The sequence below is a fragment of the Variovorax sp. P4_B10 genome (genome assembly GCF_056402375.1).
Map to the genome: position 1 here is coordinate 78,144 of NZ_JBFUHN010000010.1, position 18,086 is coordinate 96,229.

Consider the following 18,086-nt stretch of genomic DNA (forward strand, 5'->3'; position numbering starts at 1 on the left):
GATAACCTCCGCGCTACGCGCTGCGGTATTCGCCTTGGGAGCGGCCCGGCGGCTCATGCGCGCACTCCCGTCAGAGTCCAGACCGGCGCACTTCCGGCTGCGGCGCCCGAGGCCCAGGCAGTGAGCGGCGCGAACTGCTCGCCGTCCCATTCGCCGAAGACGCGCAGCGGCGCGCCGCCCGAGTGCGCCAGCAACTGCCAGGCTTCCTGCGCGGCCAGTTGCATCGGCAGGGCCTGCGGCGCGGCGTCGAGGCGCAGCCACCATCGGTCGCCGTGCCGCGCTGGAATGGCTTCGGTCCACACCATCGGCAGCAGCGGTTGCCAGGGGTTGGCGGCGATCTGCTGCGCCATGCGTTGCCACTCGTCGGATGCGTTCGGCACGGGCTCGGCCGGTGCGGCGGGCGCTTCGGCCAGCAGCTCGGCCACCAGCGCACGCTGCGAGGCATGGCCGGGGTAGAAGCACAGCACCGCCGAGCGCTCGCTGCCGCTGACCCAGGCCGTCTCGAACCCGCGGCCGCCGTGCGAATAGTCGAGCAGCAGCGCACGCCGCCCGCTCGCGCGGCCTTGCAGCCAGACATGGCGTTCGACCAGCTTGGTGTCGCGCTCGTCGGTGCACTGGCCGAGCACGAGCCAGTGGTCGCCGATGCGCTCGCCGTCGGCGAGCAGGGCTTCGCGGTCCTGCGGCCAGCCGAGCGCGGTGCGCAGGTCGGCCAGCGTGGCGGGCGAGAGCGATTCGCGGCGCGGCACCGCGTCGACGATCAGCTGCAGCCGGCCCAGCCGGTCCAGCAGCCGCGCCGGCCAGCCTTCGCCGGCACCGATGAGTTCGGCCGCCTGCGTGATGCGCTGGCCGAGACCCGGCGCCTGCGCATCGACCATGCGGGCGGCCATCGGGCCCCAGGCCTGCTGCTGCTCGCTGCCGAGCGATGCGAGGCCGCGCTGGGTCTGGTCGTCGAGCCAGCGCGCGAGCTCCTGCACACCGGCCTCGATGCGCTTCCAGCGCTGCGCGTCGCGCTTGCCGGCCGCGGCGGGATCGGGCGCGGCGGCGGGTTCGGCGGCGCGCGCCTCCTTCTTCTCGGCCTTCTCGCGGCGCGAGGCGATCCATTCGGCCACCCAGGCCGGCGGCGTGCCTGCGGTGAAGCTGGCGTCGCTCTGCGCGCGCAGCAGCAACAGTGCAAGACCGTGCTTGCAGGGGAACTTGCGGCTCGGGCACGAGCAGCGGAACACCGGTCCGGTCAGGTCGACCTGCGTCTGGTACGGCTTGCTGCCGCTGCCCTGGCATTCGCCCCAGACGGCATCGTCGGAATAGCCGAGCGTGGGCCATTTGGCCGGTGTGAGCAGGCCCTTGGCGGCTTTCGCGGACGCATCGTCGGGCGCGAGCGCCAGGACGGCTTCTGTGCTGAGACTCATCGGGGCACCCTCGCGCCGGTCCGCGGCGCGGATGAATGGAAAGACGCGACCATCAGGGCGCGACGGGATTGCCCGGTGTGCCGAGGCTGCCGGCCGGAGCGGCGACAACATCGGCGGGCGTGCGGTAGGAAACGCGCACCGCGGCAGGCTGCGGCGCTGCCTGCGGTGCGGAAGCGGTGACCGGCCTGGTCACGCCACCCGTGGTGACCGTGACCGGCGCAGCGGGTGGAATCGTCGCCACGGGAGCCACACCGGTGACACCGGACGTCCCGGAAATCGGGACCGTTGCCCCGACCGCCGCCGTGGTGACCGGTGCGGCGCCGCCCGCCGGTGCGTACCCGGCTTTGCCCGCGTTGGGATCGTGCAGTACCACGCTCTTGCCCACGCCGACGCCGGTGCCGACCGGCCCGATGCCGACGCCCACACCCACGCCCGCCGTGCCGGCCACCACGCCGGTGTTGTTGACCGACACGCCCGCGCCGAGCGGGCCCCAGCCGGTGTTGAGCCCGACCGAGAAACTGCCGTCCTTGGTGGCGCCGAGCCCGAGCGAGAGCCCGGGCACCAGCGGAATACCGATGTGATAGTGCGAACAGCCGCTCACCAGGAGGAGCAGCACCGCCGGAATGGCGGCGGCTGCACGAACGGTGCGCGGCCGGGCGCTCACACCAGCAGCGCGTTGACGCGCCTGACGTAGGCCGCGGGATCGGCCGGCAGGCCGCCTTCGGCGAGCAGCGCCTGGTCGAACAGGATGTTGGCAAGGTCGTCGAAATGCGCCGAGCCTTCGAGCTTCTTCACGAGCGCATGCCCGGTGTTGACTTCGAGCACCGGCTTCAGGTCGGGCGCCGGCTGGCCGGCCTGCTTGAGCATGCGCGCGAGCTGCGTGCTCATGCCGCCGTCCTGCACCACGAGGCAGGCGGGCGAGTCGACCAGGCGGGTGGTCACGCGCACGTCCTGGGCCTTGTCCTTGAGCGCTTCCTTGAGCCTCTCGAGCAGCGGCTTGAAGGATTCGGCGGCTTCCTCGGCGGCCTTCTTCTCGGCCTCGTCCTGCAGCTTGCCGAGATCGACCGCGCCCTTGGCCACGCTTTGCAGCGGCGTACCGTCGAACTCGGTGAGGTAGTTGAGCGCCCATTCGTCGACGCGGTCGGTCATGAGCAGCACCTCGATGCCCTTCTTCTTGAAGACCTCGAGCTGCGGGCTGTTCTTGGCGCCGGCCAGCGTGTCGGCCGTGATGTAGTAGATCGCGTCCTGGCCTTCCTTCATGCGCGCCTTGTAGTCGGCGAAGCTCACGCTCACGGTGTCGCTGGTGGTGGAGGCAAAGCGCAGCAGCTTGGCGATGCGGTCGCGGTTGCCGAAGTCTTCGCCCAGGCCTTCCTTGAGCACTGCGCCGAACTCGGCGTAGAACTTGGCGTACTTGCCCGATTCATCGGCGTACTCGGCGGCGGCTTCGGCGGCCGGGGTGGCATTCTTGTCGACCACGTCGGTCACCGCTTCGGTCGGCTCGGGGGCCGGCACCGATTCGCCCGAGCCCACGTCGATCTTGCCCTCGCCGCTCTCGGGCGCGGTCTTCTGCTTCTTCGCCAGGTCTTCGAGCATCGAGAGCACGCGCTTGGCGCTGCCCTCGCGGATGGCCTTCACGTCGCGGCTTTCCTGCAGCAGCTCGCGGCTCACGTTGAGCGGCAGGTCGGCCGAGTCGATCACGCCCTTCACGAAGCGCAGGTAGCCCGGCAGCAGCGCCTCGGCGTCGTCCATGATGAAGACGCGCTTCACGTAGAGCTTGACGCCCGCGCTCTTTTCGCGGTTCCAGAGGTCGAACGGCGCCTTGGCCGGGATGTAGAGCAGCTGCGTGTACTCGGTGCTGCCTTCGACGCGGTTGTGGCTCCAGGCGAGCGGCGCCTCGTGGTCGTGGCTGATGCTCTTGTAGAACTCCTCGTACTGCTCGGACGTGATGTCCTTCTTGGGGCGGCTCCAGAGGGCGTTGGCCTTGTTGACCGTTTCCCATTCGCCGGTCTTCACCATGTCGCCGGGCTGGTCGTTCTCGCCTTCCTTCCACTCTTCCTTTTCCATGAGGATCGGGAGCGAGATGTGGTCGGAGTACTTGCCGACGATCTGCTTGAGCTTCCAGGCGTTGAGGTATTCGTCGGCGTCGTCCCGCAGGTGCAGCGTGATGCTGGTGCCGCGCTCGGCGCGCGTGATGTCGGCCACCTCGAAGTCGCCGGCGCCGCCGCTGACCCAGCGTACGCCCTGGTCGGCCGGCAGGCCCGCGCGGCGCGATTCGACCGCGATGCTGTCGGCCACGATGAAGCCCGAATAGAAGCCCACGCCGAACTGGCCGATGAGCTGGGCGTCGGCCTTCTGGTCGCCGCTGAGCCTGCTCATGAAGTCCTTGGTACCGCTCTTGGCGATCGTGCCGAGGTTGTCGATGGCCTCCTGGCGCGACAGGCCGATGCCCTTGTCGGTGATGGTGAGGGTGCGCGCGGCCTTGTCGAACGTGAGGCGCACGTCGAGTTCGGGCTGGTCTTCGTACAGCGCGGGATGGTCGAGCGCCTCGAAGCGCAGCTTGTCGCAGGCGTCCGATGCGTTCGAGACCAGCTCGCGCAGGAAGATTTCCTTGTTGGAGTAGAGCGCGTGCGTGACGAGGTGCAGCAGTTGCGCGACTTCAGCCTGGAAGGGGAGTTTGGTTTTGGAGGAATCGGCCATGGGAAAGAAGGATATCGAAGCAAAAAAAATTCTAAGTCGGCAAGGCAGCCGCAAGGTGACGCAGCGCCAATTTCTTCACTGGAGGCACCGGCGTTTCAAAACAACGTTCCGGACCGAGAGAGCCCCACTTGTTCACATTCGAACCGGAACAACTTGGCAATTCCGTCCCATTTGAGTACTTTGGACCCAAAAATCTACTGTTATTAAATAAGTGTGAATTATTCTCGGACTTGATTTCAAAGGGGGCAGTGCTGCTCGGGGAAACAGGGATGTGGCTGGATGATGAGAGTGGCAGTGTCGACCGTCGCCGGCAGGACCGGAGCGCCCCGGTGTCCGGCTGCCGTCCGGTGGTGGCTCGGCTGCGCAGCGGCATTGGCCTTCCTCCCGTCGGCGCAGCCGCAGACGCAAACCGGGTCGAAGAAGGCGCCGCTCTCGCCCTCTGCGGCGACCGCGGCCCCCTCGGTCGTGATTGATGCCCGCATCGAACCGATGGACCGCGCCCAGGCAGAGCAGGCGCGCCTGAAGGCGCTCGTCGAGGCCGCCCCCAAGACGTACCAGGACAATTTCATGAGCGGCCCGGAAGCCGGCGCCGCCGACGACGACACCGCACCGCCGGCCGAGGAGCCGCAGGGTTTTCGCGCCTGGCTGGTCGAAAGCCGCATCGGCTTCGGCGACGCGGCGAGCACCGGATTCGGCCGCCAGCGCGCGACCGAGTTCGGCCAGCGCCTCGAGTACCGCCGCGAGACGCTCAACTACGGCGAGTTCGTGCTGCAAGCCGATGGCCGCCGCCTGAGCGGCGACAGCTTCGTCAGCGGCGGCGCCATCGGTTCGCTGGGCTACGCCCGGCAGCCGTCCAGCGGCCGCTTCACGCTGCGCAATTTCGGCCTCCCACTCACCACGCAGACCTTTGCCGACAGCGCCGTGGGAGACATCTATAGCGAACTGACCGACGGCCTGAGTCGCAACTACCGCCTCTCGCTGGGCTCGACGACGGTCCGCGGCGCCTCGACGCGCATCTTCAACACCGACACCGACCTGCGCGCGGGCTTCGGTGAGCGCGGCAACCTCGCAGGCGGCCCGTACCCCGGCTTCGAGAAGAGCCAGGGCACGCTCGGCTGGTTGGGCCTGACGCGGCGCCTGGACGAGCAGTGGGTCGCCTCGGCGCAGCTGAACCAGGCGCGCGACATTCCGGCCTACTACTTCGACCCGGTCACCGCGCAGGGCACCGGCTCGAAGAACGTTTCGAGTTGGGCCGCGTCGCTCGGATACGGCCGCGAGGTGGTGCGCGACGGCGACTTCAAGGCGCGCGCCACGCTGGTGGGCAGCCGTGCGAGCTCGCAGACCTCCGGCGTCGCCATCGGCAGTTCGCAGGGGCTCTTCCTCGAGGCCAGCACCCTCGCCGGCACCTATCGCCACGAGTTCGGCGCGTATGCGGCACAGCCGAACCTGTACTTCGGCGACTACGCGCTGACCACCGGCACCCGTGGCATGTACTGGCGCGTCGACCGCAGCGCCAGCCGCATGAACTGGGGGGCCTCCGTCGACCACGAGCGGGCTGCGCCGAACGACAGCTTCAACCTGACCGGATACACCCGCACAGGCGCGAGCGGCAACTTCCAGTACCTGCTGGACCGCCACACCTCATTCGGTGGCAGCCTGAGCGTTTTCCAGACACGCTACGAAAGAGCGGCGACGGGCAGTCCCTCGGACGCCGCCAGCGGTACGCGCGGCCTGTACGGCAACGCGTTCTATCAGACCCGTTTCTTCGACTGGCCTCGCAGCCGCTTCAACCTGTCGGTGCGGCGCAACGAAGCCATCGTGCTCGGTGCCGGCACGGCGACCGGGCAGGAGTTGCAATGGGAACAGGACTGGATCGGCGGCCGCTACGAAACGATGCGCCCCGAGCTGACCACGACGCTCGGCTTCGCCCGCGACGAAAGCAGTGGCACGCTGCAGCACTATCCCACCGCCGGCCTGCAGTTCCGCTACTGGATCGCCAGCGGCTTCAGCGTCCTGGGCAACCTGCGCTACACCTCGCAGCACGGCGGCCTCTCCACAAGCCGGGGGCTGTCCGGCACGCTCAGCGCCGAGAAGGAGATCGCCCCAGGATGGCGCGCGGGCATCGCCGCCAACCTGAACCAGGCACGCGCCACCACGGTGCCGACCTCGCTGAACACCCCGCAGCTCTTTCGCACGAACGACAAGACGGTCTACATCTTCCTGCGCTGGGAGGGCAGCGCCGGCTCGGCCTACCAGACGGCAGGCGCCCGCGGCAACAGTGCCGGCGGCGGCAGCGTGGCGGGCCGGGTGTTCCTCGACGCCAGCCGCGACGGCGAGGCACAGATCGATGAAGGCGGCGCCGCCAGTGTCGAGGTGGTGCTCGACGGCCGCTACCGCACCCTGACCGACCGCGACGGTCGCTTCGAATTTCCGCTGGTGACGACCGGTCGCCACCAGCTCACCCTCACGCCCGAGACCGTGCCGCTGCCCTGGGGCGCGGCACGGGACGCCGGGGTGAGCGTCGATGTTCCGCTGCGTGGCCAGGCCACCGCCGCGATCGCTGTGGTCAAGGTGGGGCAATGACCCCGCCCTGCCCGCTGTCCCATGAAGGCATTCCCGCCTCGTATTTTTTGAACCCCTGAGAAACCTAGGAAACTGGAAGATGAAATCACGCATGAAACTGCTCTCCGCCATTGCCGGCATGGCACTGACGCTGGGCGGCGGCACGGCCCTGGCCGAAAGCCAGTACGGCTACGGCACCGGCGCTCCGGCAGTGACCGCGCAGGCCCACCTCAATCTGAGCGTGACGGTGCCCAAGTTGATCCTGCTGCGCGTCGGCACCCAGACCGGCACCGGCGACACGCTGGCCTGGACCGCCCCGCTGACATGGGCCACGGCGCCCGCCATCACCGCAGCCAACAACCAGGCCGCCAACTGGAACGGCGCGGCGCCGACCGTCGGCACAGTGACCAACCCGGCGGCTGTCCCCGTGTTCGCCTGGACCAACAGCAGTGGCGGTGGATCGCTGAGCTACACCGCTGCTGCGTTTGCAGCCGGAGGCCCGACCCTGGCAAACATCTCGGTGGCGTCCGGCGCGGGTCTGGTACACCCCGGCGCAGCGACGCTGGCCACCACCAGCGGCGCCACACCAAGCACCTTCCGCGCCGCCACCCTCGCAACCGGCACCTGGACGTTCTCGCTGACCGGCTCGGCGGTGACCTGGGTGCCGGGCGCCTACACGACCACCATCACGTACACCGCCACCAGTGTCTGAACGATTCCGCCCTGCGTTTCCATTGCCGCACGGGTTGCGCGCCATGGCGCGTCGGGCGGTCGTGCCTGCGCTCCTTGCCTGCACGGCGCTGGACGCAGGCGCAGTCTTCACCTTTGCCAGCACCAGTTCGCCCTACGGCATCACGCTGCAGGTCGGCTCCGCGGTGGCCACCGACGAGGTGGCCTTCAATGTGACCGGTGCCAACGCCGGCCTCACGCCGGTACCGGTCGCCGGTTCGCAGTCGATCACCATCCGCGTCAGCCCCAGCCGGCCCGCGATGCTGTTTGCCGAAACACGGCCCGTCACCCTCACCGTCGATGTGCCGGCCGGACTGAACTGCACGACCTTCAGCAGTTGCGGCAACACCATCATTCCGTTCAGCACGATCAGTTGGGTCTCGACCAATGCGACCAGCCCCAATCAGGGCGACATCCAGAGCGGAACCTTCGCCAACAGCACGACGCAGCCGCTCGCCAGCTTCAATGCAGCCACGGCCGCCCTTCTGGTTTTCAACGGCGACACCCGCTTCATGGCCAACACCCTGACCTTCCGCTACGCCAACACCACGGTGTACCCAGCCGGGACTTACCGTGGCACGGTGCGGTTCACGGCCACGATGGTCTGATGAAGACCACAGCGGCTTCACCGATGCGCAGGCGCATGGCCGCCGGCGCGCTCGCGTGCCTGGCAGGTCTGCCAGGCCTGGCCTGGGCCGCGGTCGAACGGCTCGACGACTCGACCTCGCCGAGCGCGCAGGTGCATGCAACCCTGGACGACGGTGCGCCGCTCACGGCGCCCAATGCGCCCTTCTCTCCCGTGCTGCGGGTCCCGTTCGGACGCGTCCACTACCGCCTGGCCACCGCGCGCTACATCGGCCGCCATGCCCGCATCTACTATGTCTTGCCGATGGCCGTCGCCGGCTTGCGCTCGCCCGCCGGCCTGCAGGTGAGTTGGCGCACCAACGGCCTGTTTGCCGCCGGCACCGGCCGGCCGGGCGACCGGATCCCGGTGTGGAGCGGCGTGGTGCGCGATGCCTGGACGAGCGAGTCGCTCGATCTGACCTGGCAACTGGACGCGCGCGAGCTGCGGCTGACCCGCGGCATGCCCCTCGGCTTCGAGGCTTATTTCGAGATAGAGACATTGCCATGAAACTGCTTTCAATTTCCCCGCGGCGACTGCTGCGTGCCATTGCGCCGCTGATGCTGGCCGCTGCGGCATCGGCCGCGTGGGCCACCCCGTTCGAGGTCGCGGTCATGCCCTCGCGCTTCGAGCTGGCCGCCAAGAGCGGCGTCCGCCTTGGCCAGTCGCTCGACATCCACAACGTGGGCAACGCCGCCACCGAGGTGTCGGTGCGAACACTCGACTGGCGTTATTCGCCCGAAGGCGATATTGCCTACCTGGACCCTCTGCAACCCGGCAGTTGCCGGCCGTGGGTGACGCTGGAACGCAAGACGGTCAAGGTGGCCGCGCGCGGCAAGGCCACCTTCCGCTTCCAGATCGACCCGCCAGCCGATGCGCCGCGCGGCGAGTGCCGCTTCATGCTGGCGATCGAAGGGGTCGAGCCCGCCTACCAGGCGGCCATCGCCCAGGGCGGTGCCAGCCTCAGCCTTCCCGTCAGCGGACGCATCGCCGTGGCGGTGTATGTGCAGATGAACGGCGCGGAGCCGAAGCTCGTGCTGAGCGAAGTCGGCATGAAAGACATCCACGGCAAACGCTCGCCCTATGTCACGGTCAGCAACACCGGCGACGCACATGGCCGGCTCGAAGGCAGCCTCGACGCGACCGACGCGGCCGGAACCACTTTCGAATTGGCGCCGGAAGGCACTCCCATCATGCCGGGCCAGACCCGAGCGATGCCGCTGCAGCCCAAGGGCGATGCCCAGGGCAAGGCGCCGGTGCCGGTCTATCCCCTGAAGGCCAGCGGCGCCCTCGAATGGGAAAAAGGCGGTTTCAAGGTGAACGCCGAGTTCCGCTGATGCGCCCCGGCAGCCGGCCACTCCTGCACCTCCTGCGCGCGGGCCTCGGCTGCATCGCGGCCGTGGCGTGGTCTTGCGCGGCGCAGGCCGGCACGGCCACCACCACCGGCCTCGGCAACCCCGCGTCGGCCGACCTGAACTTTGCGATCAACATCGACAAGTTCGTGTTCTTCCGGCTGGGCAACAGCGCCTGGCCCGTGGAGGACCCGGGCGTCAGCGGCATTGCCTTCAACCTCACGCCTTCGATCCCGGGCGGACCGACAACCCCGGTAGCCGTCAACAACGCACCAGCCAACTGGAGCGGCGGGGCACCCAATTTCGCCGTCACGCCCAACGGCAGCACGCTGCCCGTCGAAGTGCGCAGCAACGCCGGGCAGATCAGCCTGCGCGCCTCCGTGGTGCTGCCCCTGGCCAGCGGCGTCAACACGATTCCGTTCTCGGAAATCACGATCACCACCAACAACCCGGCGCTGCCCGCTCCGGCCATTCCCAACGCGGGCCTCGGCAACACCGCGAACGTCACGCCCACGAGTCCCGACAACTTCGTGACCGTGCGCAGCGCGACCTGGACCTTCTTCTACGCCAACCTGACCAACCGTCCCGCCGGTGCCTATACCGGCCAGGTCGTGTTCACGGCCACCTCGCCCTGAACGCGCGTGCGCCGTCAGCGCGGCTGCGACTCCACCTCGCGCGTCCAGCGGTCGATCAGCCGCTTGCGCTCGGCCGCCTGCCCGTACTTCTGGAAGTCGTACTTGATGAGCTTCACGTCGGCCATCGACGGAATGCGCGGGTCGGGCTTGAAGGTCTTGTTGGCCGGCGACTGCAGGCTGCCCGACTGCCCGCCGATGGCCTGGCCCTTCGGGCTCATGAGCCAGTCGTAGTAGCGCTTCGCGTTGTCCTTGTTGCGCGCGCCCTTCACGAGCGCGATGCCGCCGATCTCGTAGCCCGTGCCTTCGCAGGGCGCCGCGGTCTTGACGGGAAATTTGTCGTAGCGCCAGCGCTCGAAGCCGAAGATGAAGCTCACGCCGATGGCCACCTCGCCCTTGGCCACGTTGGGCGCCTGCGCCTGGCCGCTGCGGGTGTAGCTGGTGACGTTCCTGTGCAGCTTCTTCAGGTACTCGAAGGCCGCGTCCTCGCCCATCTGCTGAACGAGGCCGGCGATGATGGTGTAGGCCGTGCCGCTCGACGCCGGGTGCGAGATCTCGATCTCGCCCTTGTATTCGGGCTTGACCAGGTCGGCCCAGCACCTGGGCTCGGCCAGCTTCTTCTTCCTGAGCACGTCGGTGTTGAAGCCGAAGCCGATGGCGCTGGTGTAGAAGCCGCCCACCATGTTCTGCGACAGCGCGTACTGCCGCACCGCCCAGTCGTGCAGGTCGTTGATGTAGGCCGGGCGGTAGGGCTCGAGCAGGCCCTGTTCGGCGGCCTGCAGGAACGGATCGCCGGTGCCGCCCCACCAGATGTCGGTCTTGGGGTTGGCCGCTTCGGCGCGCAGCTGCGCGCCGATCTCGCCGGTGCCCTTGTGCGCCTGCTGCACCTTGATGCCGGTCTCGCGCGTGAAGGCCGTGGCGGCCGCCTCGCACCAGCCCGCGTCGGTGCTGCACAGCGCGTTGACCGTGCCCTGCGCGGCGGCGTTCTGCGAGGACAGGAGCAGGGCAGCGGCAGCGCCCACGCATGCGGCGGTGGCCGCGATGTTCCGGATGGCAAAGGGGTGCATGCTGTCTTCTCCTGCGGACTGTTTGTTCGTTGTTCGAAGGTGCAGGATAGCGCCCGCGCGGCGATTCACGGTGCGATCAGCAGCGGCGGCAAGTGTTCGGCCAGCCAGTCGATCACCACCCGCGTCTTGAGCGGCAGGTAGCGGCTGCGCGAGCGGATCACGTTGAGTTCGAAACCGAAGGGCTTCGGCTCCTCGAACACACGCACCAGCGTGCCCGCGGCCAGCGCATCGGCCGCCAGCCAGGCCGGCAGTCGCGCCAGGCCCATGCCGCCGACGGCGGCTTCGAGCAGCACCTCGGCGCTGTCGCAGCGCAGCCGCGAAGGTGGCGTCACGTCGACGAGGCGGCCTTCGGCATCATGGAAGCGCCACGCCGAGATCTGGCCGTCGCGCGCATAGAGCACGGCTTCGTGCGGGGCGTCGAGTGCATCGATGCTTCGCGGATGCCCGCGTTCGGCGAGGTAGGCGGGGGCGGCGCACAGCGCCATCCATTGCACGCCGACCGGCCGCGCGATCAAGCCGGGCGTGTCGGCCAGATCGCCGCTGCGGATCGCGAGATCGAGCCCCTCTTCGACCAGGTCCACCCGCCGGTCGTTGAATGCGAGTTCGAGCGACAGCTGCGGGTGCCGCCGCGCCAGCGCCAGCAGCAACGGCCCCACCTTGAGCCGGCCGAGCATCGCCGGCATGCTGAGGCGCACGAGGCCCGCCGCGGTGCTGCGCGCCACGTCGGTCACGGCCTCCGCTGCATCGAGCTCGTCCAGCACGCGGCGGCAGCGCTCGTAGTAGCCGTGGCCTTCCTGGGTGAGGCTCCGGCTGCGCGTGGTGCGCAGGAACAGCCGCGTGTTCAGGCGCGCCTCGAGACGCGCGATGCTCTTGGCAACCGCGGAGCGGGTGACATGCAGGCGCTGCGCCGCGAGCGCAAAACTGCCCGCTTCCACCGCCGCGACAAATTCCTCGATGCCTTGCAAACGTTGGCTCATTGGATACTTTCAAGCACCAGTAAAGAGAAAATTATCCGCCACCGGATAGTTTTAATCCTCAATAGCATGAAGGCTTCCCTGCTTTTTTTGGAGTCTTTCAATGCAAGAACCCGGCACGCTGCGCCGCTGGCAGCTTTCCCAACTCGGCCGCGCCCATCTCGAACAGACCGAGGCGCCGCTGCCCACGCCGGGCACGGGCCAGATCCTCGTGCGGGTGGGCGCGGTGTCGCTCAACTACCGCGACCTGCTGATGATTCGCGATGGCATGGGCATGCAACTCGACCTGCCCTTCACGCCCGGCTCCGACATGGCCGGCACCGTGGTGGCCACCGGCCCGGGCGTGAACCGCTTCGCCGTGGGCGACCGTGTCGTCAACACCTTCTGGGGCGGGTGGATCGACAGCCACTGGCACAACGAAGCCGTGCTCGTCGGCGGCCCCGGTCCGGGCATGCTGGCATCGCATGTGCTGATCGACGCGGCCTGGGCGGTGGCCGCACCCGCCATGCTGAGCCTGGCCGAAGCCAGCACGCTGCCGTGCGCAGGCCTCACCGCCTGGTTCGCGCTCGCCGAGACCGGCGCACTGCGCGCGGGCGAGACGGTGCTGATCCACGGCACCGGCGGTGTCGCGCTGTTCGGCCTGCAGCTCGCGCGCCTGCATGGCGCGCAGGCCATCGTGGTGACGGGCAGCGAAGACAAGCGCGAACGGACGCTCGCGCTCGGTGCCTCGCACGCGCTGCTGCGCGGCAGCGACTGGCCGGCCGAGGTGCGCCGCCTGACGCACGGGCGCGGCGCCGACCATGTGCTCGAACTCGCGAGCGGCCCCAACCTCGACCGCTCTCTGCAAGCCGTGAAGCAGGGCGGCCGCGTGTCGGTCATCGGCATGCTCGGCGGCGAGACCCTGAGCGCGTCGTTCTACGCGATGGTGCTGGGCCGCGTGACGGTGCAGGGCATCGGCGTCGGCCATCGCCGCGCGCTCGAGGATCTGGTGCGCGCCGTCGATGTCAATGCGCTCAAGCCGGTGATCGAAGGGCAGTACGGTTTCGACGAACTTCCCGCTGCGCTCGATCACCTCGAACGCGGCGCCTTCGGAAAGATCGTCGTGACGCTTTGAGAGCCTGTTTACGATCTATCTGTGGGCCACTTTGGGACGCCGCTGTTCAGGGCGCGATCCCGCCGACGGGGTGCCTTGCTCCGCGAATGTCCCCCGGCGCGGCCTAGGGCCGCAGGCCTCCTCCTTTATTTCGCTGCGCAAGGCACCCCATCGGCGTGATCGCTCAGAGCACTTGTTGATCGGCCAGCACCACAGCCGCGCTTCTCGTGCACAGGGCACCGGGTGCTCCCCGTAGCGAAATAAAGGAGGAGCGAAGCGGGGGACATTCGCGGAGGGGAGTACCCGGTGTCCTGTACACGCGCCCCGAGCTCTGAGGCCTTTGGTGTACATGCAACACGGTTGCGACATTGCACAAAATCGCACGATCCGTGAACAGATTCCGTTCGCGGCAACGACATGCTCGACGCCCCCCTCCTGCCGTTCCTAGAATGCGCCCGCGCCAGGCCCCAGGCCTTGCGCGCTTTCTCAACTTCAGGATGCAGCGTTATGGAACACAGTACCTACAAAAAGTGGTCTGCCGAATTCATTGGTACTTTCTGGCTCACGCTCGGAGGCTGCGGAAGCGCAGTTCTGGCCGCGGCCTTCCCGGGTGTCGGCATCGGCTTGCTGGGGGTCTCGCTGGCCTTCGGCCTCACGGTGGTGACGGGGGCCTATGCACTGGGTCCGATCTCGGGCGGGCACTTCAACCCGGCCGTGTCGATCGGCCTCGCCGCCGCAGGGCGTTTCAAGGCCTCGCAGCTCGCGGGCTACATCGTGTCGCAGGTGCTCGGTGCCGTTGCAGCGGCCGGCGTGCTCTACCTGATCGCCACCGGCAAGCCGGGCGCCGACATCGGCGGCTTCGCCACCAACGGCTTCGGCGAACACTCGCCCGGCAAGTACGGCATGACGGCCGCCCTGCTGTGCGAGGTCGTGATGACGGCCGTGTTCCTGATCGTGATCCTCGGGTCCACCGCCAAGCGCGCGGCCGGCGGCTTTGCGGGCCTGGCCATCGGCCTGTGCCTGACGCTGATCCACCTGATCTCGATCCCGGTGACCAACACCTCGGTCAACCCGGCGCGCAGCACCGGCCCGGCCCTGTTCGGTCCGTCCTATGCGGTGTCCGAGCTGTGGCTCTTCTGGGCGGCGCCCATCGCGGGCGCGATCATCGGCGCGGTGATCTACCGCGCCCTGCTCAGCAACGGCAACGACGACTGAGCGCCGAGCGGCGCAGCCGGCCGGTTGGTCAGCTGCCGCTGGCCGACCTCACCAGCGGCAGCGAGGTCGACTGCCCGATCGATTCGGTGCCGCTCGGGTGCGAAGCCGCATAGGCGCCGGCCTGGATGTCGGACACCGGGGTCGTCGAATCCATCGCGGGCGCGCTGGTCGACTGTCCGATGGATTCGGTGCCGCTCGGATGCGCTGCGGCCACGGCGCCGGCCTGCACATCGGGATTTTCGGGCGAGTTCATCTGCAACGGATGGAAGTCGGAGCCATCGGTCGTTTCGGCCGACGCATTGACGGCGCCCAGCGCTGCGAGCGCAGCGAAGGAACCAACGGCAAGAAGCTTGAGGGAAGTGCGCATGGTGTGTGCTCCTGAGGGCAGGTTGTCTCCGGTCTCGTGCCATCGCGCGAACTGCGCGCGGCAGGACCTGGATGCACTCTAGGCAGCCAGACTGAGCGGGCGGTGAGCGAAAAATTAGCTTGCCGTGAGCGGCAGATGCACGCGCGCCATGAGCCCCGGGCCGTCACGGCGGTTGTGCAGTTCGATGCGCAGGCCATTCCGCTCGGCGGCGGTGCGCGCAATCGCCAGGCCCAGACCGCTGCCTCCCGCGGCGGCGCCCGGCACGCGAAAGAAGCGGTCGAACACCCGGCCCATCGCGGTCTCCGGGATGCCGGGCCCGTTGTCGAGCACGTCGACCACCGCATGGCCGTCGGCTTCGTGCAGCCTGACGTCGACCACGCCGCCCTCGGGGGCATAGCGCAGCGCGTTGTCGATCAGGTTGTCGAACACGCTGCGCAGCTCGGCGGCCGGCGCGGACACCACGGGCGTGATGCGGCCCTCGAAGCCCACGTCCACGCGCCGCGCATCGGCCAGCACCATCAGCTGGCTCACGCTCTCGCGCAGCAGCACCTCGATGTCGACCGCCTCGCGCGCCACGGCACGCTGCGGCGCGTCCTGCCGCGAGAGGCTCAGCAGTTGCTCGATCAGGTGCTGCGCACGCGTGACGCCGGCTTCGAGCTGGTTGAAGCGGTCGGTGGCTTCGCCGGCCGGCACGTGCGCGCGCAGGTTCTCGATCTGCAGGCCGATCGCGGCCATCGGCGTGCGCAGCTCGTGCGCCGCGTCCTGCACGAAGCGCCGCTGGGTGGCGAAGGCGCTGCGCACGCGCGCGAGCAGGTTGTTGAAGGCGCCCACCAGCGGCGCGATCTCCTCGGGCACGCGTGCAAGCGAGAGCTCGGTGGGACTGCGCTCGTCCTGTGAGGCCACGTCGCGCGCCACGGCGCGCAGCGAGCGCGAGGCCGCAGAGACGATGAGCCACAGGATCAGCAGCGCCGCCGGCAGCAGCAGCGCGATCGGCAGGCCTTCGAGCAAGGCGCGCCGCAGCGCGCGGCGCCGGCGGTAGTCTTCGTTCTGCAGGACCTGCACGCGCGGCTGGTCGGCGCGCGGACCGGGCTCCGCGGTGAAGACGCGCCAATTCGAATGCGCGTGGGCACCCGTGCTCACATCGCTGAAACCCGCCCGCCGCTGCAGGGGCACCGACAGCACAGGCCACGACGTCGCGCGCAGCGTGGCGCCGTCGGCGCTCCAGATCTGCACGATGAAGGCGCCGCGCGAGAAGGCCGCCTCGCCGTTCATCGGGCGCGGCGTCTTGGGCTGGTCGCTGCCCGCATAGGACTCGGCGACCAGCCGCATCTGGTCGTCCAGCGCGTTGTGCACCAGGTGCCCATACGCCTCGAACGAGAACCACGCGGTCAGCACCGTGGCAACCAAGTGCAGCGTGATCAGCCACAGCAGCAGCTGCGTGCGCAGCGAGCGCGGTCGCCACCAGCGGCCGGCCTGCGCACCGTCCGTCATGCCATCACGCGCCAGCCGAGTCCGCGGACATTGCGGATGGACTCGGCGCCGAGCTTGCGGCGCATGCCGTGGATCAGCACGTCGATCGCGTTGCTCGTCACTTCCTCGCCCCAGCCGTAGATGCGGTTCTCGAGCTGCTCGCGCGAGAGGATGGCACCGGGCCGCTCCAGCAGCGCATGCAGCAGCGCGAACTCGCGCGCGGTGAGCGCTTCGCGCGCGCCGTTCACCAGCACTTCGCGTGTCGTGAGGTCGAGCTGCAGCGCGTTGCTGCCCACCAGCGAATGCGCGGCGCCGTCGCGGCGGCGCACGATGGCCCGCATGCGCGCGAGCAGTTCGCGGAACTCGAAAGGCTTGAGCAGGTAGTCGTCGGCGCCGAGGTCGAGGCTGTTGATGCGGTCGTCGAGCCCGTCGCGCGCGGTGAGCACCAGCACCGGCGTGGCATCGCCGCGTTCGCGCGCGCGCCGCAGCACCTCGGTGCCGTCCTGCTTCGGCAGGCCGAGGTCGAGCAGCACGCAGGTGTAGCCGCCATCGCCCAAGGCGCTTTGCGCGAGTTCGCCGTCGCGCACCCAGTCGGCGGACCAGCCCGCGCCCTCGAGCGCCTGTTTCAGGCTGCGCCCGATCATTTCGTCGTCTTCCACCAAAAGCACGCGCATCGCGGCGACTCCTTGGGCCGCAAGGTAGCACGCGATCGGGATGACCGGTAGTGGCCCTGCGCCGCGGCGCAGGCTAGCGGCGCAGACTTAGGCAGGCCTTAGCCACCGGGCGCACGCAAGGGTCACAGCACACGGACGGCGTGCCGCTCGCCCTCGGCGTCCGAGGCGAAGGCCAGCAAGCGCATCGCTTCCTCCTGCACGCCGAGCCGGTCGGCCCTGGACCAGCGCGCGAAGGGCTCCAGCACCACCGTGGCGGCGTGCTTCGCCCGCTCGATCTTCCAGACACCCGCCACGAAGCCGTCGAGCAGCACCGTGCCGCGCACGATGCCGTTGACGGTGAACACGCGGGCGCGGTGTGCCTCGCTCATCACGCGGCTGCGGTCGACGTGCGAGAGCAGCAGGTTGTCCCATTCGGCCACGAGGCGCGGCGGCGCGGGCGTGTCGGGGTCGGGGCGCGGCGCGCGCGGCAGGTCGAACAGTTCCTGCCCCTGCGCGCCGGTGAACACGCGCAGCTGCGGCCGCAGGCGCTCGGCCACGGCCTTCCAGCCCGTCAGGCCCGACCACGCGCCGGCATCGGCCAGCGTGGCGGGGCCGAAGGCGGCCAGGTAGCGCAGCAGCAGGTCGTCTTGCGTGGCGGCTGCGACATCGGCGGCAGATTCTCCGAGCCAGTGCCCGATGGGCTGCAGCTGCGCGCTCTGGTGCGAGTTCCAGTTGCCTGCGGGCGGCAGGTGCACCAGCGGCAGGTTGTTGCGGATGAGCGCGGCCAGCGAGGCGGGCTCGCGGTCTTTCCAGCGCGCCGCGAGCGCCTGTCCGAGTTCCGAACTGGTGAGGGGGCTTTCGTCCAGCAACGCCCGCCCCGCCCCCACCACGGCCGCACGGTCGATGCCTTCGAGTGCCCGCGTGTGGTTGCCCAGCAGCCCGCGCCGATGCACGGGTTCGAGCAGCGGACGCCATGCCAGCGCATCCTGCGCGGCCATCAGGTGCAGGGTCGCGCGCATCGTCGACATCCGCACGATGCGGCGCTTCTTCAGGGCTTCGGTGAGCTGCTCGCGCCGGAAGCCTTCGAGCCGGCTCCAGAGGCCGATGTAAGGCGGGTTCGGTGCCTGCGCCTGCAGCCCGCCCAAGCGCTCGACGGCCTGTACGACCGACAGCTTGCGGCGCTCCAGCAGCATCTGCCGCGCCAGCGTGGCCCGGTTCAGCGCACGCAGGCTCAACACGTCGGGCAT

The 18,086-nt window shown here is 69.1% G+C and carries 17 protein-coding genes; 8 read left to right on the forward strand and 9 right to left on the reverse strand.

Annotation, left to right across the window (positions count from 1 at the left end):
* Positions 1-53: 53 nt before the first annotated feature.
* The 3 genes from AC1DXX_RS07510 to htpG are packed head-to-tail and all read right to left on the reverse strand — an operon-like array spanning position 54 to position 4,103.
* On the reverse strand, positions 54-1,406 hold the full coding sequence (locus AC1DXX_RS07510; RefSeq protein WP_478133547.1) for an SWIM zinc finger family protein: 1,353 nt from the start codon (positions 1,404-1,406) through the stop codon (positions 54-56).
* Between the two features lie 52 nt (positions 1,407-1,458).
* Entirely contained in the window at positions 1,459-2,070 is a 612-nt protein-coding gene (locus AC1DXX_RS07515) for a hypothetical protein (protein ID WP_478133548.1), read from the reverse strand.
* Complete coding sequence (gene htpG / locus AC1DXX_RS07520; RefSeq protein ID WP_478133549.1) at positions 2,067-4,103, reverse strand: molecular chaperone HtpG; 2,037 nt, start codon at positions 4,101-4,103, stop codon at positions 2,067-2,069. The genes AC1DXX_RS07515 and htpG overlap by 4 nt, the downstream gene beginning before the upstream one ends.
* A gap of 279 nt (positions 4,104-4,382) precedes the next feature.
* On the opposite strand from htpG, the gene AC1DXX_RS07525 reads away from it, so the two are divergent.
* From AC1DXX_RS07525 to AC1DXX_RS07550, 6 genes are all read left to right on the forward strand, one after another.
* Positions 4,383-6,686, forward strand: coding sequence for an SdrD B-like domain-containing protein (locus AC1DXX_RS07525; protein WP_478133550.1), 2,304 nt, complete (start codon positions 4,383-4,385; stop codon positions 6,684-6,686).
* A 91-nt stretch (positions 6,687-6,777) separates the two neighbouring features.
* Positions 6,778-7,377: a hypothetical protein gene (locus AC1DXX_RS07530; protein WP_478133551.1), complete on the forward strand. Its 600-nt coding sequence runs from the start codon at positions 6,778-6,780 to the stop codon at positions 7,375-7,377.
* Complete coding sequence (locus tag AC1DXX_RS07535) at positions 7,370-8,002, forward strand: hypothetical protein (RefSeq protein ID WP_478133552.1); 633 nt, start codon at positions 7,370-7,372, stop codon at positions 8,000-8,002. Before AC1DXX_RS07530 ends, AC1DXX_RS07535 begins: the two co-directional genes overlap by 8 nt.
* Complete coding sequence (locus AC1DXX_RS07540) at positions 8,002-8,526, forward strand: hypothetical protein (protein ID WP_478133553.1); 525 nt, start codon at positions 8,002-8,004, stop codon at positions 8,524-8,526. The genes AC1DXX_RS07535 and AC1DXX_RS07540 overlap by 1 nt, the downstream gene beginning before the upstream one ends.
* The gene (locus AC1DXX_RS07545; protein WP_478133554.1) at positions 8,523-9,353 is read left to right on the forward strand and encodes a COG1470 family protein; all 831 of its coding nucleotides are present in this window, start codon (positions 8,523-8,525) and stop codon (positions 9,351-9,353) included. Before AC1DXX_RS07540 ends, AC1DXX_RS07545 begins: the two co-directional genes overlap by 4 nt.
* On the forward strand, positions 9,353-10,003 hold the full coding sequence (locus tag AC1DXX_RS07550; RefSeq protein WP_478133555.1) for a hypothetical protein: 651 nt from the start codon (positions 9,353-9,355) through the stop codon (positions 10,001-10,003). The genes AC1DXX_RS07545 and AC1DXX_RS07550 overlap by 1 nt, the downstream gene beginning before the upstream one ends.
* A gap of 14 nt (positions 10,004-10,017) precedes the next feature.
* Here the strand turns inward: AC1DXX_RS07550 and AC1DXX_RS07555 are convergent, their stop codons facing one another.
* Both AC1DXX_RS07555 and AC1DXX_RS07560 read right to left on the reverse strand, forming a co-directional pair.
* Positions 10,018-11,067, reverse strand: a complete 1,050-nt coding sequence (locus tag AC1DXX_RS07555; RefSeq protein WP_478133556.1) for an ABC transporter substrate-binding protein — start codon at positions 11,065-11,067, stop codon at positions 10,018-10,020.
* Positions 11,068-11,132: 65 nt separating this feature from the next.
* Positions 11,133-12,044, reverse strand: a complete 912-nt coding sequence (locus tag AC1DXX_RS07560) for a LysR substrate-binding domain-containing protein (RefSeq protein WP_478133557.1) — start codon at positions 12,042-12,044, stop codon at positions 11,133-11,135.
* A gap of 100 nt (positions 12,045-12,144) precedes the next feature.
* On the opposite strand from AC1DXX_RS07560, the gene AC1DXX_RS07565 reads away from it, so the two are divergent.
* Complete coding sequence (locus tag AC1DXX_RS07565; RefSeq protein ID WP_478133558.1) at positions 12,145-13,155, forward strand: zinc-dependent alcohol dehydrogenase family protein; 1,011 nt, start codon at positions 12,145-12,147, stop codon at positions 13,153-13,155.
* A gap of 486 nt (positions 13,156-13,641) precedes the next feature.
* Entirely contained in the window at positions 13,642-14,349 is a 708-nt protein-coding gene (gene aqpZ, locus AC1DXX_RS07570) for an aquaporin Z (protein WP_478133559.1), read from the forward strand.
* Between the two features lie 28 nt (positions 14,350-14,377).
* Here aqpZ and AC1DXX_RS07575 read toward each other — a convergent pair whose 3' ends face one another.
* The 4 genes from AC1DXX_RS07575 to AC1DXX_RS07590 form a co-directional block, all read right to left on the reverse strand.
* Positions 14,378-14,716 carry a hypothetical protein gene (locus tag AC1DXX_RS07575; RefSeq protein ID WP_478133560.1) on the reverse strand — a complete coding sequence of 113 codons (339 nt, stop codon included), beginning with the start codon at positions 14,714-14,716 and terminating at the stop codon, positions 14,378-14,380.
* Positions 14,717-14,830: 114 nt separating this feature from the next.
* The gene (locus tag AC1DXX_RS07580; RefSeq protein WP_478133561.1) at positions 14,831-16,207 is read right to left on the reverse strand and encodes a sensor histidine kinase; all 1,377 of its coding nucleotides are present in this window, start codon (positions 16,205-16,207) and stop codon (positions 14,831-14,833) included.
* Positions 16,204-16,860: a response regulator gene (locus AC1DXX_RS07585; protein WP_478133562.1), complete on the reverse strand. Its 657-nt coding sequence runs from the start codon at positions 16,858-16,860 to the stop codon at positions 16,204-16,206. The genes AC1DXX_RS07580 and AC1DXX_RS07585 overlap by 4 nt, the downstream gene beginning before the upstream one ends.
* Before the next feature lie 122 nt (positions 16,861-16,982).
* Complete coding sequence (locus AC1DXX_RS07590; RefSeq protein ID WP_478133563.1) at positions 16,983-18,086, reverse strand: winged helix DNA-binding domain-containing protein; 1,104 nt, start codon at positions 18,084-18,086, stop codon at positions 16,983-16,985.